The 22514-nt window shown below is 62.0% G+C and carries 24 protein-coding genes, 1 pseudogene and 1 other annotated feature; of the genes and pseudogenes, 4 read left to right on the top strand and 21 right to left on the bottom strand.

Annotation, left to right across the window (positions count from 1 at the left end; all coding sequences use genetic code 11):
* Positions 1-40: 40 nt before the first annotated feature.
* Together OJHNALOF_RS06060 and OJHNALOF_RS06055 are read right to left on the bottom strand one after the other, a co-directional pair.
* Positions 41-847 (bottom strand): NAD(P)-binding domain-containing protein, encoded by an 807-nt coding sequence (locus OJHNALOF_RS06060; protein ID WP_165661467.1) that lies wholly within the window; start codon positions 845-847, stop codon positions 41-43.
* The gene (locus OJHNALOF_RS06055) at positions 837-2744 is read right to left on the bottom strand and encodes a transglycosylase SLT domain-containing protein (protein WP_165661466.1); all 1908 of its coding nucleotides are present in this window, start codon (positions 2742-2744) and stop codon (positions 837-839) included. The genes OJHNALOF_RS06060 and OJHNALOF_RS06055 overlap by 11 nt, the downstream gene beginning before the upstream one ends.
* Before the next feature lie 249 nt (positions 2745-2993).
* On the opposite strand from OJHNALOF_RS06055, the gene hpf reads away from it, so the two are divergent.
* Positions 2994-3317: a ribosome hibernation-promoting factor, HPF/YfiA family gene (gene hpf, locus OJHNALOF_RS06050; RefSeq protein ID WP_094199990.1), complete on the top strand. Its 324-nt coding sequence runs from the start codon at positions 2994-2996 to the stop codon at positions 3315-3317.
* A gap of 142 nt (positions 3318-3459) precedes the next feature.
* Positions 3460-3581: a sequence feature (Phe leader region), on the top strand.
* A gap of 43 nt (positions 3582-3624) precedes the next feature.
* Positions 3625-4785: pseudogene (locus OJHNALOF_RS16990) on the top strand (chorismate mutase); the annotation flags it as partial.
* Between the two features lie 812 nt (positions 4786-5597).
* Here the strand turns inward: OJHNALOF_RS16990 and tyrA are convergent.
* Both tyrA and OJHNALOF_RS06035 read right to left on the bottom strand, forming a co-directional pair.
* Complete coding sequence (gene tyrA, locus OJHNALOF_RS06040) at positions 5598-6728, bottom strand: bifunctional chorismate mutase/prephenate dehydrogenase (RefSeq protein ID WP_165661464.1); 1131 nt, start codon at positions 6726-6728, stop codon at positions 5598-5600.
* A 90-nt stretch (positions 6729-6818) separates the two neighbouring features.
* The gene (locus OJHNALOF_RS06035; protein ID WP_094199993.1) at positions 6819-7889 is read right to left on the bottom strand and encodes a 3-deoxy-7-phosphoheptulonate synthase; all 1071 of its coding nucleotides are present in this window, start codon (positions 7887-7889) and stop codon (positions 6819-6821) included.
* 242 nt (positions 7890-8131) lie between these two features.
* Here OJHNALOF_RS06035 and OJHNALOF_RS06030 point away from each other — a divergent pair, with 242 nt between their 5' ends.
* Both OJHNALOF_RS06030 and OJHNALOF_RS06025 read left to right on the top strand, forming a co-directional pair.
* Positions 8132-8428 carry a hypothetical protein gene (locus tag OJHNALOF_RS06030; RefSeq protein WP_165661463.1) on the top strand — a complete coding sequence of 99 codons (297 nt, stop codon included), beginning with the start codon at positions 8132-8134 and terminating at the stop codon, positions 8426-8428.
* A gap of 73 nt (positions 8429-8501) precedes the next feature.
* Complete coding sequence (locus OJHNALOF_RS06025) at positions 8502-9122, top strand: DUF502 domain-containing protein (RefSeq protein WP_206063572.1); 621 nt, start codon at positions 8502-8504, stop codon at positions 9120-9122.
* A 50-nt stretch (positions 9123-9172) separates the two neighbouring features.
* On the opposite strand, the gene OJHNALOF_RS06020 is transcribed toward OJHNALOF_RS06025, so the two are convergent.
* From OJHNALOF_RS06020 to OJHNALOF_RS05940, 17 genes are all read right to left on the bottom strand, one after another.
* A complete protein-coding gene (locus tag OJHNALOF_RS06020; protein ID WP_094199994.1) occupies positions 9173-9964 on the bottom strand; it encodes a VacJ family lipoprotein in 792 nt (263 codons plus the stop codon).
* Positions 9965-10038: 74 nt separating this feature from the next.
* Positions 10039-11250, bottom strand: a complete 1212-nt coding sequence (ccmI, locus tag OJHNALOF_RS06015; protein WP_094199995.1) for a c-type cytochrome biogenesis protein CcmI — start codon at positions 11248-11250, stop codon at positions 10039-10041.
* A 1-nt stretch (position 11251) separates the two neighbouring features.
* On the bottom strand, positions 11252-11710 hold the full coding sequence (locus tag OJHNALOF_RS06010; RefSeq protein WP_240919671.1) for a cytochrome c-type biogenesis protein: 459 nt from the start codon (positions 11708-11710) through the stop codon (positions 11252-11254).
* A 24-nt stretch (positions 11711-11734) separates the two neighbouring features.
* Positions 11735-12268, bottom strand: coding sequence for a DsbE family thiol:disulfide interchange protein (locus tag OJHNALOF_RS06005; RefSeq protein WP_094199997.1), 534 nt, complete (start codon positions 12266-12268; stop codon positions 11735-11737).
* Positions 12265-14220, bottom strand: a complete 1956-nt coding sequence (locus tag OJHNALOF_RS06000; RefSeq protein WP_165661462.1) for a heme lyase CcmF/NrfE family subunit — start codon at positions 14218-14220, stop codon at positions 12265-12267. The genes OJHNALOF_RS06005 and OJHNALOF_RS06000 overlap by 4 nt, the downstream gene beginning before the upstream one ends.
* Positions 14217-14711: a cytochrome c maturation protein CcmE gene (gene ccmE / locus OJHNALOF_RS05995; protein ID WP_094199999.1), complete on the bottom strand. Its 495-nt coding sequence runs from the start codon at positions 14709-14711 to the stop codon at positions 14217-14219. The genes OJHNALOF_RS06000 and ccmE overlap by 4 nt, the downstream gene beginning before the upstream one ends.
* Positions 14708-14914 (bottom strand): heme exporter protein CcmD, encoded by a 207-nt coding sequence (gene ccmD / locus OJHNALOF_RS05990; protein ID WP_094200000.1) that lies wholly within the window; start codon positions 14912-14914, stop codon positions 14708-14710. Before ccmD ends, ccmE begins: the two co-directional genes overlap by 4 nt.
* On the bottom strand, positions 14904-15650 hold the full coding sequence (locus OJHNALOF_RS05985; protein ID WP_094200001.1) for a heme ABC transporter permease: 747 nt from the start codon (positions 15648-15650) through the stop codon (positions 14904-14906). Before OJHNALOF_RS05985 ends, ccmD begins: the two co-directional genes overlap by 11 nt.
* Before the next feature lie 106 nt (positions 15651-15756).
* Positions 15757-16422 (bottom strand): heme exporter protein CcmB, encoded by a 666-nt coding sequence (gene ccmB / locus OJHNALOF_RS05980; RefSeq protein WP_370462307.1) that lies wholly within the window; start codon positions 16420-16422, stop codon positions 15757-15759.
* Entirely contained in the window at positions 16422-17054 is a 633-nt protein-coding gene (gene ccmA / locus OJHNALOF_RS05975) for a cytochrome c biogenesis heme-transporting ATPase CcmA (RefSeq protein ID WP_094200003.1), read from the bottom strand. The genes ccmB and ccmA overlap by 1 nt, the downstream gene beginning before the upstream one ends.
* Before the next feature lie 250 nt (positions 17055-17304).
* On the bottom strand, positions 17305-17709 hold the full coding sequence (locus OJHNALOF_RS05970; RefSeq protein WP_094200004.1) for a DUF2802 domain-containing protein: 405 nt from the start codon (positions 17707-17709) through the stop codon (positions 17305-17307).
* Positions 17709-18197 carry a chemotaxis protein CheW gene (locus tag OJHNALOF_RS05965; RefSeq protein ID WP_094200005.1) on the bottom strand — a complete coding sequence of 163 codons (489 nt, stop codon included), beginning with the start codon at positions 18195-18197 and terminating at the stop codon, positions 17709-17711. Before OJHNALOF_RS05965 ends, OJHNALOF_RS05970 begins: the two co-directional genes overlap by 1 nt.
* 20 nt (positions 18198-18217) lie before the next feature.
* Positions 18218-19027: a chemotaxis protein CheW gene (locus OJHNALOF_RS05960; protein ID WP_165661461.1), complete on the bottom strand. Its 810-nt coding sequence runs from the start codon at positions 19025-19027 to the stop codon at positions 18218-18220.
* Positions 19024-19809: a ParA family protein gene (locus tag OJHNALOF_RS05955; RefSeq protein WP_165661460.1), complete on the bottom strand. Its 786-nt coding sequence runs from the start codon at positions 19807-19809 to the stop codon at positions 19024-19026. Before OJHNALOF_RS05955 ends, OJHNALOF_RS05960 begins: the two co-directional genes overlap by 4 nt.
* Positions 19806-20648 (bottom strand): OmpA family protein, encoded by an 843-nt coding sequence (locus tag OJHNALOF_RS05950; RefSeq protein ID WP_094200008.1) that lies wholly within the window; start codon positions 20646-20648, stop codon positions 19806-19808. Before OJHNALOF_RS05950 ends, OJHNALOF_RS05955 begins: the two co-directional genes overlap by 4 nt.
* Positions 20645-21388, bottom strand: a complete 744-nt coding sequence (locus OJHNALOF_RS05945) for a flagellar motor protein (RefSeq protein WP_094200009.1) — start codon at positions 21386-21388, stop codon at positions 20645-20647. The genes OJHNALOF_RS05950 and OJHNALOF_RS05945 overlap by 4 nt, the downstream gene beginning before the upstream one ends.
* Positions 21389-21391: 3 nt before the next feature.
* A complete protein-coding gene (locus OJHNALOF_RS05940; protein ID WP_165661459.1) occupies positions 21392-22495 on the bottom strand; it encodes a chemotaxis response regulator protein-glutamate methylesterase in 1104 nt (367 codons plus the stop codon).
* Positions 22496-22514: the final 19 nt, after the last annotated feature.

The following is a 22514-nucleotide window of genomic DNA, read 5'->3' as shown; positions in this document are numbered from 1 at the left end:
ACAGCCCCCCGCAATTTTCATGGCGTGGACGCGGCTCAGTCTACCCGCGGCGCGCCGCCAGCCACTGAAACCAGTCGGTCACCGAATAGTCCATGTTCAGCCAGCGGCACAGGCCGCTGCCGTCTATGGTCTTGCCTTCGCCGCCACCGCCAAACTCCGGGGGCGGCAAGCCCTGCAGCCGGGCCGCTTCTCCGTAGAAATCACGGCGCGCAGGGTGATGGGGAGCGCTGACGTTGACCACCGCAGGCCAGTCGCTGCGCGCCAGCAGGGCGGGAATAAAGCGCAGCAGATCCTCCAGTGCCACCAGGTTGACCGGCTCGTCTCCGCCGTCAAAGCGCTTGCCCGACAAAAACCGCCCCGGCTCCCGGCTACCGCCCACCAGCCCGGACAGCCGCAACACCAGCACCTGGGCGGCGGAACAGGCCTGCACCGCCCGCTCGGCGGCCAGCATACGCTCGCCCCGAGGACCATCGGGGGCGGCGTCGGCCTCGGTTTTAATGCCGGTGCCACCATACACCGAGGTGGCGCTGGTGAAGATCACTCGCTGCACGCCGCCGGCCACCGCCAGCCGGGCCAGGGCGCCCAGGGTATGCGGGTAGTCATCTACCTTGCCCGGTGGCACGCACAGCACCAGGGTGTGGGCCCTTAGCCGCTCGGGCCAGCGAGCCGGCATGGCGGCGCTGAAGTCCCAGCACAAGGTGACAATGCCGGCATCGTTCAGCCGCACCGCCTTTTCCTCGTCGCGGGTGGTGCCAGCCACCTGCCAGCCCTGTGTCAGCAGGGTGCGGGCCAGGGGCTCGCCCAGCCAGCCCAGCCCAAGAATGGCCACACTCTGTTCAGTAGACATAATTCAGCTCCAGCGGGGTCAGAAAGCGTTTTTGCTGACCCAGTTTATCCTGATAAATCACCGAATAAGCCAGCACGTTCTGCACATAGCCCCGAGTTTCCCGGTAGGGTATGTTTTCCACCCATACATCCAGCGGACGGCTGCCGCTGTTGGCCAGCCAGCGGTTGATGCGGCCAGGGCCGGCGTTGTAGGCGGCAATGGCGGCCACCCGGTTGCCCTGATAACGCTGCAGCAACTCCTTGAAGTAATGGGCACCCAATTGCACGTTGACCTCGGGCCGATACACATCGGCGGCCCCTTGATAATCACGGATGCCATACTTGCGCGCGGTTTCCCGGGCGGTTGCCGGCATCAGTTGCATCAGGCCGCCGGCGCCCACCGGGGAGCGGGCCTGCTCATAGAAGGCGCTTTCCTGGCGGGCAATGGCAAAGAGGGTCGACTCTTCCACGGCCAGGCGACGGGCCTGACTGCGAAAGATGTCGCGATAGACCACCGGAAAGCGCAGATCCAGCTGATCCCAGGCCTTGGCACTGATGCTGGCCAGCACCGACTTGTCATGCCAGCCTCGCCGCAATGCCAGGGCGCCCAGAGCCAGCTGGTCGTCCTTGCCGAGCTTGCCCATCAGGTGATACCACTCGCTGCGGGCCGAGGCCTTGTTGCCCAGAGCCAGCCACTCTTCCACCCGGGCCAGCGCCGGCCAACGACCAACGGCCAGGCGCCATTCCGGGGCCGGTGGCGGCGCCTGAAAGTTCAGGGCATAGGGGCGCTGGCTACGCTGGGCGGCGAGAAAGCCATAATAGTCCCGCTCGCCGGCCGCCTTTGCCCAGGCGGCATCGGCCGCACCGGCCTTGCCTGCTTCGGCCAGGGCCCTGCCCCGCCAGTATTGCCAGCGGCTGTTGCCCTGCTCATCGGCGGGCAGACGGTCCAGCCAGTCGTTCAGGTGGTCCCAGTCCTGCTCCCAGATGGCAAGCCGGGCTCGCAGCTCAAACAGGGCATCGGAGCCCACTTCCGGCAGGCGCCGGTCCAGCCAGCTGCGGTATTCATGAGTGCGGTTATACATCAGCCGGCGGGCCAGGCTGCGCTCCACCTCGGCCACCTGTAACGAGCTCAGCCCGGGTTGACGCTGGTAGCGGGGGTAGAGTTCCATGACCAGTTGCGGGTTGCTGTCCGCCAGCCGCGCCAGCGCCACCGCCATGGCCGCGCGATGGCGCTTATCGGCGTGTTCAAAACGGGCGGTGTCGGCAAGCAGACCCGGATCCTTGTCCAGCGCCAACAGCAGCTCGCCGGCGGCACGAGATGACGGCGCCAGCATGTCCGACAGGTATTTGATCAGGCCGCTCTGGCCGGTTTCATAGGCCAGCAGCATGCGCTGCCACACGTGCTCGTTGCTGCGTCCGCCCACGGTCTGCCAGGCGTCAAACAGGGGGTCGCAGGCATTGGGCCGGGAATGACCCGACAGCCACAGCTGCTCGGCGCCCTTGATCGCCACCGCCCGGTCACCCAGGGCCCACTTGGCCCGGTAATGGGCGCACTTCAGTTCGGTGCTGTTGGGCAGCTCGGGATAGAGGGACAGAAATTCGCGCCAGCGCTGCTCCCGGGCCAGCCGGAACAGGTACAGCCGTTCCAGCCGATCGGCCAGCTGGGAGTCGGGATAGCGGCTCATAAAGCCACGCACGTCCTGAGTACCGATGTGGTTGAGGCGGTCGGCCAGGTAGCGATAATCCAGGTAGGGCACCAGCGGGTAGGCATCCAGCCCCGAGCGCAGCTGCCGGTATTCATTCACCTTGCCCTGCTCCAGGGCCTGCTCCGCCTGCCGGTATTGATCCCGCAGCGGTGACGCCTGGGCACACCATCCCAGGCCCAGCAATAACACTCCCAATCCAAGCCGTCTGAACACCTTTGCTTCTCCCACGCCAAGTTAATGCAGCTATCCTAAGAAATGGCGGCTGGGCTGCCAATGGGGCGCCGCAAATTCTTTGTGCCGGCAAGACAAACAAAGTCGCCAGACGTCATTTTTACGCCTCGCTCACATTTCCTATTGGCACCCATGGTCATGCCGTCATTAATTGACCTGGCTCACAAAACGAATTTGCAAAGGGCGTAATCTGAAACCGTACAGTCACACAGAGCAACCAGGGGGTTCCTTATGTCCATTGCGATTACCAGCCATGTTATCGACATCACTCCCGCCATTCGTGAACGGATTGAAAGTCGTTTCGAGAAGCTCAACCGGCGCCAGATCGCGCTGATTACCCCCCATGTCGTCATTCAGAAGGAAGGCCTCAATTACCTGGTGGAAGCCAGTGCCGGGGTACCCGGTGAAACCCTGTTCGCCCAGGCGGAAGACGAAAACCTCTATGCCGCCATCAAGGATCTGGGCCTGAAGCTTGAGCGTCAGCTGAGCCGCTATGCCGACAAGCCCCTGGCCCAGCGCGCCCACGGCACACAACCCGAAGTCCAGGAAGGCTAAACCCGATTCCGTTCATTCCCATTTTCAAGCGGCGGTTTCGCCGCTTTTTTTGCGCCAAAGAATAAAAAGCCGGGAAAAGGCTTGCCAGCGCCGCCGCTTTTCAGTATTCCTATGGGTTCTAATGTTCAAGAGTTTGTAATGTGATGTCCGTTCAGCCGTTTTTCTTTCGCTTCTTTTTTGCATCCTGACTTCGGGAGGCAGCGGTCTGGCGAGAAACAAGCGAAAGACGAACAGCCAAGCCTCCCACCGGGAGGCTTTTTTTATTCTTTAACTCAAGCGCAGTCTGGCGAGGAAGGAAGCCCTATTCATGAACCTGGACGAGATAAGAAGCAATATCAGTCGCCTGGACAGCGAGCTGCTCAGCCTGCTGGCCCAACGCAAGGCCCTGAGTCTGGACGTGGCTCGCTCCAAACTGGAAAACCCCCGCCCCATTCGGGATCAGGAGCGGGAACAGGCGCTGCTGGTGGAGCTGGTCAGCCAGGGACGCAAACTGGGTCTGGACGCCCATTATGTTACCCGTATTTTTCAGACCATTATTGAGGACTCGGTGCTGTCCCAGCAGGTGTTGCTGCAGGATCTGCTTAATCCTCAGGACAGCGAGCCCGCCATCAGCGTGGCCTTTCTCGGGCTCAAGGGCTCCTACTCCAACATGGCGGCGCGCAAGTATCTCGCGCGTTTTCAGGCGCCGCTGCTGGAGCACAACTGCGAAAGCTTTCAGCAGATCCTTGAGACCGTGGAGTCCGGGCAGGCTCAGTACGGCATTCTGCCCATCGAGAACACCAGCTCCGGCTCCATCAACGAGGTGTTTGACCTGATGCAGCACACCAGCCTGTCCATTGTCGGTGAGCTGACCCAGCCCATTGAGCACTGCCTGCTGGTGGCCACCGATACCCAGGTTGAGCAGATCAAGACCCTCTACACCCACTCCCAGCCCTACCAGCAGTGCTCCCAGTATCTGAGCCGGCTGGGCGAGCTGGACGTGAAGTTCTGCGCCGCTTCCTCCAATGCCATGGAGCAGGTGGCCAGGCTGAAGCGTCCCGACGTGGCGGCACTGGGCAGTGCTGATGGTGGCGAACTGCATGGCCTGACACCCCTGGTGGAAGGCCTGGCCAACCAGAAGCAGAACATGACCCGCTTTATCGTGGTGGCCCGCAAGCCCATCGAAGTGGCGGAGCAGATCCCGGCCAAGACCAGCTTTATCATGTCTACCGGCCAACAGAGCGGTGCCCTGGTGGAAGCCCTGCTGGTGCTGCGCAGCCACGGCATCACCATGACCCGACTGGAATCCCGCCCCATTATCGGCAACCCCTGGGAGGAGATGTTTTATGTGGACGTGGCCGGCAACCTCAACAGTGAAGCCATGCAGGTGGCACTGAAGGAGCTGGGCCGAATTACCCGCTTTATCAAGGTAATGGGCTGCTACCCCAGCGCCGAGGTGGCTCCCACCCGCATTCCGCCCCGGCTGCTGAGCAAGCCGAACACCGGTGAGCGGGCAGAGCCGGTGCGCCCCAGCCGCCATTATCAGGCCGACAATACTCAGGTACAGGTGGGCCCCTATGTGCTTGGCGGTGACGATCCCTTGCTGATTGCCGAGCTGAACGGCTTTCCCGACGAGGCCCGGCTGCAGGAAACCGCCCGCCGGGTCAAGGAGCAGGGCGCCCAGGTGCTGGCGGCGGACTGCTTTGACGGCGTCGATACCGAGCGGGGCATGGCCCGGCTTCGGCAACTGCGCGCCACCGCCGCCCGCTTTGATCTCGCTGCCATGACGCGAGTGACCAGTGCCGAGCAGGTACAACGGGCCGCCGAGTCGGTGGAGCTGCTGTTGCTGGAGGCGTCCGCGGTACGCAACGACGAGCTGATCGGCGCCGCCGGCCGCTGCACCCGTCCGCTGCTGCTGGAGCTGGCCGACGAGCCCGAGCAAAGCCTGAGCCTGGCCCAGCACATTTTGCAGCAGGGCAACCAGCAGCTGGCATTGCTGGACACCCAGGAACTGCCCCTGGCCCGATTGCTCGATCTAAACAGCCAGACCCATCTGCCCCTGGTGAGCCGGCTGAGCGGCGATGCCGCCGCCCTGCCCCGCCTGGGTGAGGCCCTTAACGCCGCCGGCGTCAGCGGCTTCTGCCTCGCCGTTAACGGCGACGACGGTGCCCTTGAGCAGCTGGCCCACAGCCTGTATCGCGATTAAGTCACGCCTGACCAAGACATAAAAAGCCCGGCCTATTGGCCGGGCTTTTTTGTATTCACGTTAATGCGCCGCTCAAGCGGGGCTAGTGCGCCCCATTAATCCGCGTGATGGCGGCTGTCGTTGGCCTGGGCCAGCAGTAAGCGGCTTTCCTTGAGGAAGGTATCGGCATAATCGCCGAAAAACTCGCTGACGCTCTCAAACTGGCGAACAAAAGCCGCACGCTCACCGCTTTCCAGCTGATCCAGCAGTTCGCCAAAACGGCGATGATAGCGACGGATCATTGCCAGGTTGCGCGGGGACGACAGTATGATGTCGGCATAGAGCGCCGGATCCTGGGCAAACAGCCGCCCTACCATGGCCAGCTCCAGCCGGTAGATGGGCGAACTCAGCCGCAGCAACTTGGCCAGGTCGGCGCCCTCGGCACAGAGGTGGGCACCGTAGGCGAAGCTGGTAAAGTGGCGCAGGGCCTGCACCAGGCTCATGGCCTCGTCGTGCTCTTCCGCCGGCACCGGCTGCAGCCGGGCACCCCAGATGCGGATTTGTGCCAGCAGCCATTCATACTGCTCGGCGCCACGGCCGTCGCAATGAATGATCACCTGCTTGGCCAGGCTCGACACATCGGGGCCGAACATGGGGTGCAGCCCCAGCACCGGGCCGGTGTGCGCCTTGAGCATGGCCGCCACCGGCTCACTCTTGACGCTGGTCAGATCCACCAGCAGGCAGTCTGCGGGCAGGGTCGGCAACCGCTCGATCACCGCCACCGTCTGATCGATGGGCACGGCGATCATCACCAGGCCGGCATCGGCCAGCAGGGTGTCGGCACGGTTCCAGTCATCCTTTTCCAGCACAACTACCTGATAGCCGGACAGGGTCAGCAGGTGGGCAAACAGGCCGCCGAGCTGACCGCCGCCGCCGATCACCACCGCCTTGCCGAGCGTTGGGTTCACGCACTTGAAGCCGGTGTCCTTTTCACTGGCGTACGACTCCCGCATAAAGCGGCGCAGCACGTCTTCAATCAGATCCGGCGGCACCCCCTGCGCTTGTGCCTCGGCCCGCCGCCGCGCCAGCATGGCGGCTTCCCGGTCGGGGGCGTAAATGGGCAGCCCATGGCGGCTTTTGACTTCGCCGACGCCGGCCACCAGCTTCAGCCGCTTGGCAAACAGCTCCACCAGCTGCTGATCGACTTCATCGATTTGATCCCGTAGGACCTTGAGTTCATCTACCATTGATTCCATCCCAGAATTAAGGCGCCGGACCACTGAAGGTCCGGCGCCTTTGCATTATGCCTGTTCAAGGCCCGGCGTGACAATTGCGGGTCAGGCCACCCGTTCCTTTAGGGCCGTCGCCAGCTGCTGATGACAGCGCTTGAGCAGCTCGACCGTGGTGTCCCAGCCAATGCAGGCGTCGGTGATGGACACACCGTACTGCATGTCACACACCGGCTGTTCGCTGGATTGGTTGCCCGCAAACAGGTGGGACTCAAGCATAATGCCCAGAATGGAGCGGTTGCCTTCCTGAATCTGGTGCACCACGTTCTCGGTAACCAGGGGCTGCAGGCTGTAGTCCTTGTTGGAGTTGCCATGGCTGCAGTCCACCACCAGTCTCGGATCCAGGCCGGCGGCGTTCATGGCCTTTTCCGCCAGGGCAATGTTGACCGAGTCGTAGTTGGGCTGCTTGCCGCCCCGCAGGATCACATGGCCATCGGGGTTACCCTGAGTGACCAGCAGCGCCACCTGGCCTTCCTGGTTGATACCCATAAAGGCATGGGGCTCGGCCGCCGCCTTCATGGCATTGATGGCGGTGCCCAGGTTACCGTCGGTGCCATTCTTGAAGCCGACCGGCATCGACAGGCCAGACGCCATTTCCCGGTGAGTCTGGGACTCGGTGGTGCGGGCACCGATGGCCGACCAGGAGAACAGCTCGGCCAGGTATTGCGGGCTGATGGGATCCAGCGCTTCGGTGGCCAGGGGCAGCTCCAGCTCGGCCAGCCAGCACAGCAGCTCGCGGGCCTTGTGCAGGCCGAGTTCAATGTCAAAGCTGCCATCCAGGTGAGGATCGTTGATAAAGCCTTTCCATCCCACCGTGGTGCGCGGCTTCTCAAAATAGACGCGCATCACGATATAAAGGCTGTCACTATATTCATCATGCAGTTTCTTGAGGCGGGTTGCGTATTCCTTGGCTGCATCGATGTCGTGAATGGAACAGGGTCCGCAGATCACCAGCAGACGGTGATCCTTGCGGTGAACAATATCGGAGATGGTCTGACGGGCCTGGCCGATGTAATCCAGCGCCTGTTGGGAAATCGGCAGCTTGGCCTTGAGTTCCGCCGGGGTGATCATCACCTTTTCGGATTGAATATGAATATTGTTCAGTGTGTCTTTCTGCATGATGACATCCTCACCTGTAAACTTATAATGACAACCAAGTAAAAAGAAAAGACAGCCTTTGGTTTGACTTATCATTATTTCTCTTTTACGCAACCACCTTCACCTTACCAAGGCTGACCGGCCTTGCAAAGCTCAAGATGAAGCAAAACCCTGGTTATTTTGAGTTGAGCCGGTCAACTGTGCAGAAAAGAGCCGCAGGCGGGTCAATCTATACTGAACAGAACCAAGGAGCCTGGATGCAAATGAACGAGCATGAATACCGGGAGCTGGTTATCGCCCTGGGGCGCATACTGGATCATTATGGCGTGGATTACCGGCAAAGCACGCCGTCCTATGACTACAACACCCTGTACGATCACCAGTGCCGCATTATTCTGCAGGAGGTGGCGCTGACCTGGCAGCAGCACTACGGCTACCGGCCCAGCGCCCTGACCCTGCACAAGGCCCTGTTCGCCGCCGAGCATCAGCGCAGGTTCAGCCCGCCCTGGTATCGGCGCTGGTGGCACTGGCTGTGTCGAAGAAGACACGACCGGAGCTGACCACGACACACCAAATGCCGCTGTGCTTTACGGCAGAATCTGCCATGATGTGGCTCCTTGTTTCGGAGCCGCAATGATGCAACGACTGATCCGCTTTTTCTTTCAAGGCCTGCTGATCCTGCTGCCGGTGGTGCTCACCGTGTATCTGGTCTACCTTATTTTCACCCTGCTCAACCAGACCCTGTTTTCCGCCCTGGGCGGCCTGCTGGGCATGGTGTTTCCGGCCCTGGAAGCGGGCTGGCTGGCGGATCTGGCCGGCGGCCTGATCACCCTGGTGCTGATCATTCTGACCGGCATGTTTGCCTCCTTCTACCTGGGCCAGGCCCTGCTGTCGCTGTTTCACCGGCTGCTGACCCGCATTCCCCTGGTCAAGTTGCTGTATAACTCACTGCAGGATCTGTTCAACGCCCTGCTGGGCGACAACCGTCGGTTCGATCAGCCGGTGGCGGTCAGCCTGATGGGAGGCGAGGTCATGGTGATGGGATTTGTCACGCGCCAGGACATGGCGGCCTTTGGCCTGCCGGGCAAGGTGGCGGTATACCTGCCCCAGTCCTACAACTTCGCCGGCAACCTGTTGCTGGTGGAACGGGAACAGGTTAGGGCACTGGATGCGCCCGCCGGTACCGTCACCACCTTTATCGTCAGCGGCGGCGTCAGCGGTAAACCGCCCAAAAAGGAGCAGGGGCAAGCGTAATGAGGGAGTGGACTTGCTCTCCCCTCCCCGCCTTATCGCGCCTGACTGGATCAGCCGTCGATCTCTTCCATAAAGGCTTCCAGCTCCTCTTCCGAAGCGGGCTCGAATTCCTTGCCGATCTTGGTGTCCTGATACTGCAGGTAGAGATCCTTGGTCAGACCATAAGGATCGAGGGAATTGTCGATAATGGCTTCCCGCTCAATCAGCTCGCTGCGCTGGTAGAGGCCATCCATTACCCACTTGCCGGTGCGCATGGCAAAGGTCATGACATCATAGGGAAAATACAGGCTGTCGACCATATCGCCGGACAGCTGACGCAGCGTGGTAGGACCATAGAACGGCACCATCAGGAAAGGGCCGTCACCCACGCCAATCTGACCCAACACCTGACTGAAATCCTTGGGTTGAGGCTCAAATGACAGCTTTTGCGCCACATCGAAATAGCCAAGCACGCCCACGGTGCTGTTAACACCGAAGCGGACCAGGTTATTGCCGGCACCGGGCAGATCGCCGGTTACCAGATGGTTGACGAAGCTGGCCGGCTCTTCCAGGTTGAGCACCACGTTCTGAATGCCAACCCGCACCGGACGCGACACATAGTCGGCGTAGGCGTGGGCCGCCGGACGCACTACAAAGGGATCAACCACGTCGTAGTTGATCACCCAGCTGGCCCGGTTTACCGGTTCAAAGGGGTCGCGGGGATCGGCCGCGGTGGATTTGGCGTAGTCCGCCGGAACGGCCGGCGAGAAGGGGTCATTGACCCGCTCCTGCTCCACGCCCTGGTGTGCCGCGCAGCCGGTCAACACAATACCGGCGGCGGGCATCAGCACTCGATGCCACATGATGAGTCGCTCATTTCTTGTTGTTATGAAAGATTAAAGTCTACCGGCGGCCGGCCGTCACGGCCAGCCGCAATTTACAGCGGCGTGTCGATCAGTACGCTGAGCTGGCTGTCCTCGTCGGTGTCCAGCACGCCACTGCGGCCTTCCCAGGCGTCGGTGGCATCGGTGACATTGCCACTGGGGGCGATGCGGGCCTTGATAACCACCGCCTCACGGCTGCTCAGGTTGTTGTCGGGCACCATGGCATCGGCATTGCTCAGGGTAATGGTCATGGGAAAGGACGGCCGTTCAATGCGCCGGGCCACCAACGGCATTTCTCCTCCAGCCGCGTCCACCGCAAACACGAACAGCACCGCTCCCGGATGATAGGGCACCGAGCTTGCGGTATTGACCTCCACCTGGTAGCGCGGCCCGGTGACCGGCGATTGCTCACTGCCCGCTTGCTGCTCGGCAAAGGCAATGGAGCGCTGCACCATGGCATAGCGTGGATGATCGGCGGGCATGATCTCAAGCATTTGCTGCCAGCGGGCAATGGCCTGGCCGAAGTCATTCTGCTGCAACGCCATAAAGGCAAATACCGACCATGCCTCCAGGTTGCCGGGCTGACGCGTGAGCACGCCGCGCACCAGCTGCTCGGCCCGCAGGGTTTCGCCTGTCATGGCCAGGGCTTCGGCATAGGGCACACGCACCGCGTCGGGCTCATCGGTCAGCTTGAGGGCTTTATCCAGCGCATCCCGTGCGGTTTCTCCGTCCCGCAGCTCCAGCGCCAGCCGGCCCAGCAGCAGCCAGCCCCGGTAGTCATCGCCATCCTGATGCAGCCGAGTGCGCAACGCCAGCATGAGTTCGCGCACGTCCTGGTCGGTCACCGTTTCATCGGGCTGGATCAGCACATGACGGGACAGCGCGGGCAGTTCGGCGGACACCCGCTGCCATTCCGCCACCTGACGATGGGCGCCAAGTTGCCAGTACACCCCGTAGCTCACCAGCACCACCAGTACCAGGGCAGAGATCAGCACCAGCGGGCTGCGGCCACGACGCGCGGCGGGCTCATCACCGACCACATCGTCCAGCAGGCTCTTCTGCAGCTCCTGCTGCAGGGCGGCGTCATCTTCCAGCAGGCCCTGCTCGCTCTCCTGTTTCAGCTCCTGCAGGCGCTGGCGATAAAGGCGGGTATTGAGCTCGTTGCGGCTTTCGCTCGACTCGGCGCGGCCCCGCATCAGGGGCAGAATAATCACCAGTGCCAGCAGCACCGTCAGCGCGGCACTGAGGATCCAGAATACGGTCATGTCAGCTCTCTTTGTTCTTGTTCAGCAGGCGGTCGAGGCGTTGTTTTTCCTCGGCGCTGAGGGCCTCGTCGTTGGCGGTGGCCGATTTTTTGCGGGTCCGTACCAGCACCACCAGGGCACCGATCACCAGCACCAGTACCGGGCCGGCCCAGAGGATAAGGGTGGATGCCATAAAGGGCGGCTTGTAGAGAATGAAGTTGCCGTAGCGGGCCACCATGTAATCGATGACTTCCTGCTTGCTGCTCCCCTGCTGCAGCATCTGATAGGTCTTGTCCCGCAGATCCTTGGCCAGTTCGGCATTGGAGTCGGCAATGTCCTGATTCTGACACTTGGGACAGCGCAACTCCCGCAGCAACTCGCGAAATACCTCTTCGCGGGCAGAATCCTCAAATTCGTACACGTCGATGGCCCCTTGGGCCAGGGGCAGCCACAACAGGGCGGCCAGGGTCAGCACGCGCATCCACATTTTCATCCACATGGGGGTTTACTCCATTCGTTCAAAAATGGGCTTGAGGGTCTGTTGCCATACCCTGTCGTTCACGTCACCCACATGGCGGTAGCGAATGACCCCATTGCTGTCGATAAGAAAGGTCTCGGGAGCGCCGTAGACGCCCAGATCCAGTCCCAGCATGCCGCGCGGATCATACAGGTCGATGGCATAAGGATTGCCCAGGTTGTCCAGCCAGCGCAGGGCTTTTTCCCGTTCGTCCTTGTAATTCATGCCGATGATGTAAATGCCCTCTTTCGCCTTCAACTCATTGAGGTATTCATGCTCGGCATAACAGGTCGGGCACCAGGTGGCCCACACATTGAGCAACATGGGCTGACCGGTAAAGATGCCCTTGTCGTGCTGCTTGTCGAGATCATGCAGGTCCTGCAGGGTGAACTCGGGAATCGGCTGATCGATCAGCACCGACTCCAGCTCGGTGGGATCGGAAAACAACCCCTTGTACAGGAACACACTGGCCCCGAGAAACAGCAGCAGCGGAATGGACAGGATCAGAATGCGCCGGTTCATGAAGCCTCCAGGGTCTGTTTGCGGCCAAAACGATAACGCTTGTCGAGCATGGCGATCACGCCACCAATGCCCATCAACACGGCGCCAAACCAGATCCAGCGCACAAAGGGCTTGTAGTAAAGCCGCACCGCCCAGGCGCCGTCGTCCAGCTCCTCACCCAGGGCGGCATAGAGATCCCGAGTAAAGCCGGCATCAATGGCGGCCTCGGTCATCGACATGCGCTGCACCAGGTACATGCGCTTTTCCGCCTTGAGCTCGGTCAGCGGCCGGCCGTTCTTGGCCACGCTGATCACGCCCTTGTAGCCGTCGTAGTTGGGGCCATCGGCCTCACGAATGCCCTCAAAGGTAAAGGTGTAATCGGCAAAGGTGACGGTATCGCCCTCGGTCATGCGCACGTCCCGCTCAATGCTGTAAAGCTGGGTGCAGCTGATGCCGACTATGGTCACCGCCAGACCGATGTGGCCCAGGATCATGGCCCAGTGGCTGTTACCCAGCTTGCGCACCCCGGTCATAAAGGTATGGCGATGGGTAGCCCGGGTCCAGGTTTCCTGCAGGCTGGTAATGGTGATAAACACCCCAAGGCCAATGCCCAGGGCAGCCCAGGGCTCAAAATGGTCGGAGAACCACCAGGGCAGGCTGACGCCCAGCACCACGCTCAGTACCAGCGCCAGCAGCAGCTTGCCGTTCACTTCCTGCATCGGCTGACGGCGCCAGCGGAACAGGGGGCCGGCCCCCAGCAGCAGGGCAAAGGGAATGATCAGCCAGGCATACAGGCTGTTGAAGAAGGGCGCCCCTATGCTGATGCTGCCCATGCCCAGTTCTTTGTGTACCAGGGGCAACAGGGTACCAATCAGCACCACCACCAGGCCGGCCATCAGAATGATGTTGTTACCCAGCAGCAGGCTTTCTCGGCTGGCCAGCTCATGTTTGCCGTGGCTGCGCACCTCGGCGCCGCGAATGGCATACAGCAGCAGGGACGAGCCCACCACCAGCAGCAGGAACACCAGAATAAACAGGCCCCGAGTGGGATCGGACGCAAAGGCGTGCACCGACACCAGTACCCCGGAGCGCACCAGGAAGGTACCCAGCAGGCTTAAGGAAAACGCCATTATTGCCAGCAGCACGGTCCAGGCCTTGAAGGTAGCGCGCTTCTCGGTCACCGCCAGGGAGTGGATCAACGCCGTGCCCGCCAGCCAGGGCATAAAGGAGGCATTTTCAACTGGGTCCCAGAACCACCAGCCACCCCAGCCCAGCTCGTAATACGCCCACCAGGAGCCCAGCGCAATACCAAGGGTCAGGAAGATCCAGGCGGCCATGGTCCAGGGCCGGGACCAGCGGGCCCAGGCTGCATCCAGCTTGCCGCTCATCAGTGAGGCAATGGCAAAGGCAAAGGCCACCGAAAAGCCCACATAGCCCATATAGAGCATGGGCGGGTGGAAAATCAGCCCCGGATCCTGCAACAGCGGGTTCAGGTCCCGACCATCCACCGGAAAATACGGCAGCGTACGTTCAAAGGGGTTGGAGGTGAACAGCACAAACAGCAAAAAGCCGATGGCGATCATGCCCATCACACTCAGTACCCGGGCCACCGCATCCAGCGGCAGCGCCCGGCTGAAGCGGGCCACGGCGGCGGTCCAGCCCGCCAGGATCAGCACCCACAGCAGCAGCGAGCCTTCGTGGGCGCCCCATACTGCCGAAATACGGTAGGCCAGCGGCAGCAGGCTGTTGGAATTGGACGCCACGTAAAGCACGGTAAAATCGTGCTCCACAAAGGCCCAGGTCAGGCACAGAAAGGAAATCAGCAGAAAGCCAAACTGGGCATAAGCCAGGGGCCGGGCCAACAGCATCATGCCGGTGTTGCCACGGGTTGCTCCCAGCAGCGGATAAATACTCAGCACCAGGGCACTGGCCAGGGCCAGCACCAGGGTGAATTGACCTAACTCGGGAATCATAGGGAGCTACCCTTCAGCTGCGCCTCCGTGTACTCGGGTTTCAAGTGCTCCATTCCCTTGAGCGCTTCCGCCACCTCGGGTGGCATGTATTCTTCATCGTGCTTGGCCAGCACCTCAAAGGCGTCCACGGTGCGGGCGTCGGCCAGGGTCCCCTGTGCCACTATGCCCTGTCCTTCACGAAACAGATCGGGCAATATGCCGTCAAACCGCACGGTCACCTGCTCTCCACCGGCGTCCACCAGTCCAAAGCTGACCTTAAGGCTCTGTTGATCCCGTACTACTGTGCCCGGTACCACCAGACCACCAATACGCAGGCGTTGACCCACTTCCGGTTTGATCTGCTCCTTGCCCTTACCCTGCACCAGCTCGGTGGGGGTATAAAACAGGTCGATGTTCTGCTGCAGGGCATAGAGCACCAGGCCGGTCATTACCGACAGCCCGGCCACCACGGCCAACAGTAGGGTCATTCGCTTTTTACGTCTGGGGTTCATAGGGTGTTCTCCAACTTGCGGGCGGCCTCGCGTCGGGCGGCCCGGGCCTGTTTTTGGCTGACCTGGCGCAGCAAGCGTTTTCTCGTTGTTATAGTGGCCACCACCAGCCCCAGCAGGGCCAGTAGGGTGACGGCAAAAGACAACCACACGAAGAAGCCGTAGCCGCCCATGGCAAGAAAGGCTGACCAGCTATCAAATTTCATGGTGTTCCTCCGCCAGTTTCAGCACCCAGGGACGGTGGGATTCGCGACGAATCAGCTCATTGCGTAACCGCATCAGGGTCAGTGCCCCCAGAAAACAGATAAAGGCAAATATCATGATAAGCAGCGGCCAGAGCATGTCATTGGAAATGGATGGCCGGTCAAACTTGGTGATGGTGGCGCCCTGGTGCAGGGTGTTCCACCATTCCACCGAGTAGTGAATGATGGGCAGGTTGATCACCCCCACCAGCGCCAGGATGCCGGCGGCGCGACCGGCCAGCACCTTGTCGGAAATGGCGTTGTACAGGGCGATAACGCCAAGATAGAGGAACAGCAGAATCAGCTCGGAGGTGAGGCGAGCGTCCCACACCCACCAGGTGCCCCACATGGGCTTGCCCCAGGCGGCACCGGTAAACAAGGCGATAAAGGTGAACACGGCGCCCACCGGGGCGATGGCCGACACCGCCATGTCGGCAGTTTTTATCTGCCACACCAGGCCGATAAAGGCGGCCACCGCCATGGAAGAATAGGCCCCCATCGACATGATGGCCGCAGGCACGTGAATGTAGATGATGCGAAAGGCGTCACCCTGCTGATAATCGGCGGGCGCAAACGCCAGTCCCCAGACCAGCCCCACAATAAAGGAGACCAGGCTGAACACGGCGAACCAGGGCAGCCACAGGCCGGCAATTCGGTAGGCCTCTTCCGGCTTGGCGTAAGGGTGTAACCATTTCCACATCTTGCTCACAGACCTTTTTTGTACTAATCATTTTTTGGGCGGGCTTAAGATACCCCAAATTTGCTCGCTTTAGAAATCTTTGCCCGCCAAACTGCTTGAAATAAAACTAATTTACACTTACCCGCAGCGCCGCCGCGATGGCAAAGGGCGCCAGGGTCACACTGCCCGCCAGCATGGCTCCCAGTATCGCCAGCTGGCCACTGTAGGGCAGCCCCAGGCCGGCGGTCTCAATGGCCGAGGTGGCAAAGATCAGCACCGGAATATACAGCGGCAGGGTCAGCAGGCTGAGCAGCACCCCGCCCTTGCCGATGCCCACGGTCAGCGCCACGCCAATGGCCCCCAGCAGGCTGAGGATGGGCGTGCCCAGCAACAACGTCCAGAACATGCCCTGAAAGCCGGCCATGTCCATGCTCAGCAACACCGCCACCAGCGGTGACAGCAGCAGCAACGGCAGCCCGGTGAGCAACCAGTGCGACAATACCTTGGCCAGCACCACCACCCCTAAAGGACAGGGCATCAGCATCATTTGTTCCAGGGTGCCGTCAATATAGTCGTCCCGAAACAGCCGCTCCAGCGCCAGCAGCGACGACAACAGTGCCGCCACCCAGACGATGCCCGGGGCAATGCGCGCCAGCAATGCCGGCTCCGGCCCCACCCCCAGCGGAAACAGGGTAATGACGATCACAAAAAACCACAGCGGATTAAGAATGTCGGCGCGCCGGCGCAGGGCGCCGACCAGCTCCCGGCGCACCACGCCGGTAAAGGTGTGCATCATGCGTCGTCCTCCCGGGACGGAGCCAGGTGAAGAATACGCGCCCGATCGGCGCAGAGGTGAAGATCCTGGTGGGTGGTGATCAGCACCATGCCGCCGGCGTCGGTATGATCGATAAGCAGCCGCTCCAGTACCTTGACGCCGTGCTTGTCGATGGCGGTAAAGGGCTCATCGAGGATCCACAGGCGAGGGCCGCCCAGCCACAGCCGGGCCAGTGCCACGCGACGTTTCTGGCCGGCGGACAACTGGCCGGCGTACTGCTCTTCCAGACCGGCCAGGCCCACCCGCGCCAGCACCTCCCACAGATTGGCCCGGCTGCCCTGGTGATGCATGCGGCGAAAGAAGGCCAGGTTTTCATAGGCGGTGAGCTCGTGTTTGATGCCGGCTTGATGGCCCAGGTAAAACAGCTCCTGGTGATAACCGTCGCGGCAGTGCTCGATGTTTTCTCCCTGCCAGCACACTTCCCCCTCATAAGGGCGGGACAGGCCGGCCAGCAACCGCAGCAGGCTGGTCTTGCCGGCACCGTTGGGGCCGGCGATCTGCACCAGCTCACCGGGAGACACCGACAGCGACAATTCGCTGAACAGGGTGCGTTCCTCACGAACACAGGTCAGGGCGTGGGCTTCAAGCATAGGTAAGCATTCAGAACGTTCAAAAAGGAGCGCCAGTTTAACACAAGGTGGCAGCACAGACCTGCCCATCGGCTCATTGGGCCGTATGACCGGGCGTTTATTACGGAACAAACTTCGGTGGCAGGAGAAGCAGTAGGTTGGCGATGAGCGCAGCGAATCCCAACATTTTGCAGCCGCCTGCGTGTTGGAATTCGCTGCGCTCATTCGCAACCTACGCCTAATGCAGGCTGGCAGCCTGCGCTCCAGTCACTTAGCGCTGGCGGTGCAGTGACAGCAGCAGTTCGGCCTCGGCGCGGGGCATTTCACATTCGGCCATGATCTCTTCCACGTCTGCCCCCAACTGCACCATGCGGGCGGCCCGGCTGTAGAGCTTGCTCTGGGGATCCTTGAGCGCCAGCTCCTGTTGCTGCTCCTGCAAACCGCCGAGCTGGCGGCCCAGATCGGCCAGTTTCTTGCCCATGCCGATATTGGCCGTCTGCAGCTCTTCGAGCTGTTTGCGATAGCTGTCGCGACTGCGTGACAATTCCCGCATCAACGTGCTCATGGCGTCCAGCTTGCGCTGGCTGCGGCGCCACATCTGCCAGGCAATCATGATGGCAGCCAGCGCCAACAACAGCGCCAGGGCCGCCAGGATAAGTGCGGTTTCGCCTATCATCAAAGCTGACTCAACTCATCCCATTCGTCGTCGGAAAGCAGCTTGTCGAGATCCACCAGGATCAGCAGCTCATTCTCCCGGTTGCACACCCCCTGAATAAAGCGCGCGCTTTCGCTGGTGCCAACATTGGGCGCGCTTTCAATCTCCGAGGACTTGAGATAAACCACCTCGGCCACGCTGTCCACCAATATGCCGATAACCTGCTTTTCCGCCTCGATAATGACGATGCGGGTACTGTCGCTGATTTCCGCCGGTGGCAGGCCAAAGCGCAACCGGGTGTCGAGCACAGTCACCACATTGCCGCGCAGGTTGATGATGCCCAGCACGTAGTCAGGGGCGCCCGGTACCGGTGCGATGTCACTGTAACGCAACACCTCCTGTACCTGCATCACGTTGATGCCATAGGTTTCGTTGTCCAGGCGAAAGGTCACCCACTGCAACACTTCGTCTTCGGCCAGATTTTCCGCTAAATTGCGATGATTGCTCATACCTTTAACTCCCGAGTCACTCAAACCCGCTTTCCGTCAATATTCTTGCCCTGCTCCAGCAATGCAATCAATGCATCCACGTGCAGCAGGGCACACATTTTTTCCTTTACCATGCCCGCCAGCCAGGGCCGGGAGCCGGGCACGGCGCGCCACTTGACCTGCTCCCGCGCGAGCAGGGCGGTGCCTTTCAGCTGGTGACAGGCCAGCCCCCAGTTGCTTTCACCCAGGGTCACCAGATACTGGTATTCCTCCTCCTGACGGTGGCCGGGCATGGCCCAGCGGGCCGTGTCCACCACGCTGAGCTGACGTTCCCGCTCGGTCATGATGCCGGCAAACCAGGCCGGCTTGCCAAACAGGCTGGTCAGTTTGGACACCTGATAGATGCCCCCTAGATGCGTCAGGGGCACAGCAAAGGTCATGCCCGCCACCTCAAAAAACAGTGCCTGAAAGCGAGGCTCGGTGTCCATGTTGCGCCAGGCCGGCGCGTCCGGCTCGGGTGGCATCGCCGGTTCCGGCGCCGGGGCGGGTGTCGGCGGCTCGGGCACCACCACCGGCTCGGCTTTCGGGGGAACCCCGGGCTCGACCTCGATGGCCGGCGCCTCAACAGACGCTTCTGGCAGGACGATGCCCGCCTCTTCTTCCTTCAGCTCGGCGACCCGGGCAAGCAACGACTCCAGCGAACGGCGTCGCGCTTCTTCCTGCGGATCCGCGGCGGCAACTGGCCTTGATTCAGGCTCGGCCTCGACCGCCACTTTGGGTTGCGGCTCGGGGCCCTCTTCCAGCAGGGCATCGAAATAGTCGTCGAGGGCAGAAAACTGACGTTGATTCATAATGGCTCATCCCCTCCGTCGAGACGCCACAAATGGCGCAGCAGGGTCTGGTAGGCATATACGCCCCGGCTGCCCTTGGCGAAATAGGATGGCGGCTCATGACGCAGGCTGGCGTCACGAAACTTGGTGTCGACCGGAATCACCGCCGGCCACACCCGGTCGCCGTATTGCTCTTTCAGGCTTTCCAGGCTCTGCACCGAGGCACGAGTGCGCTGATCATACATGGTCGGCACCACGGTGTAATTAAATCCGTCCCGGCGCGCCTTGTGCATCAACCGAAAAGTGCTGACCATGCGCTCCAGCCCCTTGAGTGCCAGAAATTCGGTCTGCACCGGCACCAGAATACGATCACAGGCAGCCAGGGCGTTCACCATCATTACGCCGAGCACAGGGGGGCAGTCGATCAGCACCACATCATAGTCCTGCTGCACCTCGGCCAGCAGCCGCTTGAGCACCAGTCCCATGCCTTCCCGACTGCTGGAGTTGCGTTCCAGGGTCGCCAGGGAAATGGACGCCGGTAGCAGGCTGATGCCGTCAAAACGGGTTTGCAACGCTACCCGCTGCAAATCCTCCCGCCCCGCTCCCGGCGTCAGAAACAGATCAAACAAGGTGTGGCTCAGGCCGTCCTGGTTGTAATCCAGGTAGGCCGTGAGCGAGCCATGGGGATCGGTGTCGATCAGCAACACCCGCTTGTTGCGCTGGGCCAGCAGGCCCGCCAGCGCCACCACTGAGGTGGTTTTGCCCACGCCGCCCTTCTGATTTGCTACTGTCCAGACTATCACGGGCTCACCCTGTCGTTGGTAATGCGAATGCCGCCTCCCGGCAGCTCATAAACCTGAATGCCGCCCTGCTCCTCGGGGCTCAGCGGACGCGCCGGTGGCGGTGGCTCAGGGGGCGCCCAGCGCCGGCTGGAGACCGCGATTTCCACCCGTCGGTTGGGTGCCCGGCCGGCCTCGCCCCGCCCCTCGGCCCGAGGCCGGTTGCGGCCATAGGCTTCCAGCACCAGCCTCGCCGGCGCCACTCCGTCCTGCTCCAAGCGCTCCAGCACTGCCCGCGCCCGCTCCGCCGACAACTGCCAGTTGGAGGCATAGAGCTCATTGCTGACCGCCACATTGTCGGTAAAACCACGCACGCGCAGGTAGTTCAAATGCTGATTGAGCAGTGGGCTCAGGGCCGAAAACAACGCCTCGCTGTTGGGCCCGAGCAGGGCGCTGCCCTGGGAAAACAACAGGCTGCCGTCCAGGGTAAGCACCAGCTCCTGCTCACCCAACTCAACGCTGGCCAGCTCCTTGTCGAGCAAAGGGGCCAGCCGCTCGCCCAAGCCCACACTAAGCCGATGCAGGCTGTTGGCGGAAGACGTGGCCGCCGGCAGCTCGCTCACCGGCAGGGCCGGCTGTCCCTGCAGCGTCATGGCCCCTTCCCGAGTGGGATGAGCGCCCAGTTGTCCCAGTGCCTGCTGCACCCCTTCCACCACCGGCTGGCGCAGCTCGCTGCGGCTGGCATGCACCGCATACAGCATCACAAACAGGGCAAAGGCCAGGGTCATGTAGTCGGCGTAGGACACCAGCCAGCGTTCGGTATGCTGATCCTGGTGCGCCGGCAACAACGAACGGCGTTTCATTGACGGCCGCCCTGATACTGACTGAGCTGACGACTCACCGACAGGCTGCCTTCGCCCCGGGCAATGGCCAGCAGGCCGATGGCGGTCAGCTCCCGATAACGCAGCTCCAGCCGGTAGATGGCCCGGAGCCGGTTGGCCAGCGGCAACAGCAGCAGGTTGGCCAGCCCCACCCCGTAGAGGGTGGCGACAAAGGCCACGGCAATGCCGCTGCCCAGCCGGGCCGGATCGTCCAGGTGCGACATGGCCTGGATCAGCCCCAGCACGGCGCCGATAATGCCGATGGTCGGGCTGTAGCCACCCATGGCCTCAAACACGCGGGCTTCCAGCTCCTTTTGCTCCTCGATACGGGTCAGCTCGTTGTCGAGCAGTTGCTCCATCATGGCCGGCTCGGTGCCGTCCACCAGCCACTGCAGGCCCTGGCGGGTAAAGTCGTCTAAGCGGTCGGAATGCAGCCGGTTTTCCAGCACCAGAAAGCCCGACTGGCGCGCCTCGTGAGACCAACGCAGCAGCCGGGCGCTCTGATCGCCAAAGGGCCAGACCGGCCTAACAAAGACCGCGCCCAACGCTACCAGGGCGGAACGCAGCTGAAACCAGGGGGTCTGCAGCCAGACCGCCCCCAGGCTGCCGCCCAGCACGATCAGCAGGGCCGGGCCGTCGAGTAGCACCGACAGATCCCCCCCATGAGACCACTGGGCCAGAGCGATGCAGGCAAGGGCGAGTAACAGGCCGGCGAGCGCCATGGGTCAGCCCGCCATCTCGTTGACAATGGCCTCACCAATGATCGGCAGCGGCAGCGACTCGGTGGCGATGCCGGCCCGGGCCACCGCCTGGGGCATGCCATATACCACGCAGGTATCCTCGTCCTGAGCCCAGATACTGGCGCCCTGGTCCTTGAGCAGGCGGGCACCGTCGCGGCCGTCGGCGCCCATGCCGGTCAGCACCACCGCCAGCACCCGGCCGCCATAGGTCTTGGCGGCAGAGGCAAAGGTAATGTCGACACTGGGTTTGTAATTGACCTTGTCGTTGCCGTCCATGATGCGCAGTCGCGCAGAGCCCGGCCGGCCTTCAAACAGCATCTGCCGGCCGCCGGGGGCCAGGTAGGCATGGCCAGGGCGCAGGGCATCGCCATCTTCCGCTTCCTTGACCCGAATCTGGCACAGGCCGTCGAGCCGGGCGGCAAAGGCACTGGTAAAGGTGCCAGGCATGTGCTGCACCAGCACGATGGGATGGGGAAAGTTCGCCGGCAGTCGGGTCAGCACCGTCTGCAGCGCCACCGGGCCACCGGTGGAGGTGCCGATGGCCAACAGTTGGTAACTCTTGCCGCTGCGCCGGGGCAGGCTGCGCCGCTCGGGGGCCGCCGCCGGGGCCTCGGTGCGACCGGGGCGGAGCGGAGCCGGTGAGACCGGACGGGGTGGCGGGGCCGAAGCCGGTCGCGAAGCAAGCCGCGGACGGCGACGGGCAATGGCCCGCACCCGTTGCTGCAACTGTAAAATGGCTTCTTCCTTGCTGCGGGCGATGTCTTCAAAGCGCTTGGGCAGAAAGTCCATGGCACCGGCCTCCAGCGCTTCCAGGGTGGCCCGGGCGCCTTCGTGGGTGAGGGAAGAAAACATCAGCACCGGCGTGGGCGTATCCTTCATGATTTCACGCACCGCACTGATGCCGTCCATCACCGGCATTTCTATGTCCATGGTGATCACATCCGGCCGCAGCATTTTGGCCTTGTTGATGGCTTCTCTGCCATCGGCGGCGGTGTCGATCACCTCAATCAGCGGATCCTGTGCCAGGATCTCGCTTACCCGTCGGCGAAAGAAACCGGAGTCATCCACCACCAGAACCCGAATAGTCATTATCGTTGTCGTGCTCCCT

Source organism: Oceanimonas sp. MB9, assembly GCF_011319775.1.
Classification (GTDB): domain Bacteria; phylum Pseudomonadota; class Gammaproteobacteria; order Enterobacterales; family Aeromonadaceae; genus Oceanimonas; species Oceanimonas doudoroffii.
Note: the sequence above shows the minus strand (reverse complement) of the source record. Positions and strands in the feature narration are given on the sequence as shown.

What these genes read in the sequence shown, in the direction of transcription:
- OJHNALOF_RS06060 (WP_165661467.1), bottom strand. Translation starts at nt 847, where the DNA reads ATGTCTACTGAACAGAGTGTGGCCATTCTTGGGCTGGGCTGGCTGGGC.
- hpf (WP_094199990.1), top strand. Translation starts at nt 2,994, where the DNA reads ATGTCCATTGCGATTACCAGCCATGTTATCGACATCACTCCCGCCATT.
- tyrA (WP_165661464.1), bottom strand. Translation starts at nt 6,728, where the DNA reads ATGGTAGATGAACTCAAGGTCCTACGGGATCAAATCGATGAAGTCGAT.
- OJHNALOF_RS06035 (WP_094199993.1), bottom strand. Translation starts at nt 7,889, where the DNA reads ATGCAGAAAGACACACTGAACAATATTCATATTCAATCCGAAAAGGTG.
- OJHNALOF_RS06030 (WP_165661463.1), top strand. Translation starts at nt 8,132, where the DNA reads ATGAACGAGCATGAATACCGGGAGCTGGTTATCGCCCTGGGGCGCATA.
- OJHNALOF_RS06025 (WP_206063572.1), top strand. Translation starts at nt 8,502, where the DNA reads ATGATGCAACGACTGATCCGCTTTTTCTTTCAAGGCCTGCTGATCCTG.
- OJHNALOF_RS06020 (WP_094199994.1), bottom strand. Translation starts at nt 9,964, where the DNA reads ATGTGGCATCGAGTGCTGATGCCCGCCGCCGGTATTGTGTTGACCGGC.
- ccmI (WP_094199995.1), bottom strand. Translation starts at nt 11,250, where the DNA reads ATGACCGTATTCTGGATCCTCAGTGCCGCGCTGACGGTGCTGCTGGCA.
- OJHNALOF_RS06010 (WP_240919671.1), bottom strand. Translation starts at nt 11,710, where the DNA reads ATGCGCGTGCTGACCCTGGCCGCCCTGTTGTGGCTGCCCCTGGCCCAA.
- OJHNALOF_RS06005 (WP_094199997.1), bottom strand. Translation starts at nt 12,268, where the DNA reads ATGAACCGGCGCATTCTGATCCTGTCCATTCCGCTGCTGCTGTTTCTC.
- OJHNALOF_RS06000 (WP_165661462.1), bottom strand. Translation starts at nt 14,220, where the DNA reads ATGATTCCCGAGTTAGGTCAATTCACCCTGGTGCTGGCCCTGGCCAGT.
- ccmE (WP_094199999.1), bottom strand. Translation starts at nt 14,711, where the DNA reads ATGAACCCCAGACGTAAAAAGCGAATGACCCTACTGTTGGCCGTGGTG.
- ccmD (WP_094200000.1), bottom strand. Translation starts at nt 14,914, where the DNA reads ATGAAATTTGATAGCTGGTCAGCCTTTCTTGCCATGGGCGGCTACGGC.
- OJHNALOF_RS05985 (WP_094200001.1), bottom strand. Translation starts at nt 15,650, where the DNA reads ATGTGGAAATGGTTACACCCTTACGCCAAGCCGGAAGAGGCCTACCGA.
- ccmB (WP_370462307.1), bottom strand. Translation starts at nt 16,422, where the DNA reads ATGCACACCTTTACCGGCGTGGTGCGCCGGGAGCTGGTCGGCGCCCTG.
- ccmA (WP_094200003.1), bottom strand. Translation starts at nt 17,054, where the DNA reads ATGCTTGAAGCCCACGCCCTGACCTGTGTTCGTGAGGAACGCACCCTG.
- OJHNALOF_RS05970 (WP_094200004.1), bottom strand. Translation starts at nt 17,709, where the DNA reads ATGATAGGCGAAACCGCACTTATCCTGGCGGCCCTGGCGCTGTTGTTG.
- OJHNALOF_RS05965 (WP_094200005.1), bottom strand. Translation starts at nt 18,197, where the DNA reads ATGAGCAATCATCGCAATTTAGCGGAAAATCTGGCCGAAGACGAAGTG.
- OJHNALOF_RS05960 (WP_165661461.1), bottom strand. Translation starts at nt 19,027, where the DNA reads ATGAATCAACGTCAGTTTTCTGCCCTCGACGACTATTTCGATGCCCTG.
- OJHNALOF_RS05950 (WP_094200008.1), bottom strand. Translation starts at nt 20,648, where the DNA reads ATGAAACGCCGTTCGTTGTTGCCGGCGCACCAGGATCAGCATACCGAA.
- OJHNALOF_RS05945 (WP_094200009.1), bottom strand. Translation starts at nt 21,388, where the DNA reads ATGGCGCTCGCCGGCCTGTTACTCGCCCTTGCCTGCATCGCTCTGGCC.
- OJHNALOF_RS05940 (WP_165661459.1), bottom strand. Translation starts at nt 22,495, where the DNA reads ATGACTATTCGGGTTCTGGTGGTGGATGACTCCGGTTTCTTTCGCCGA.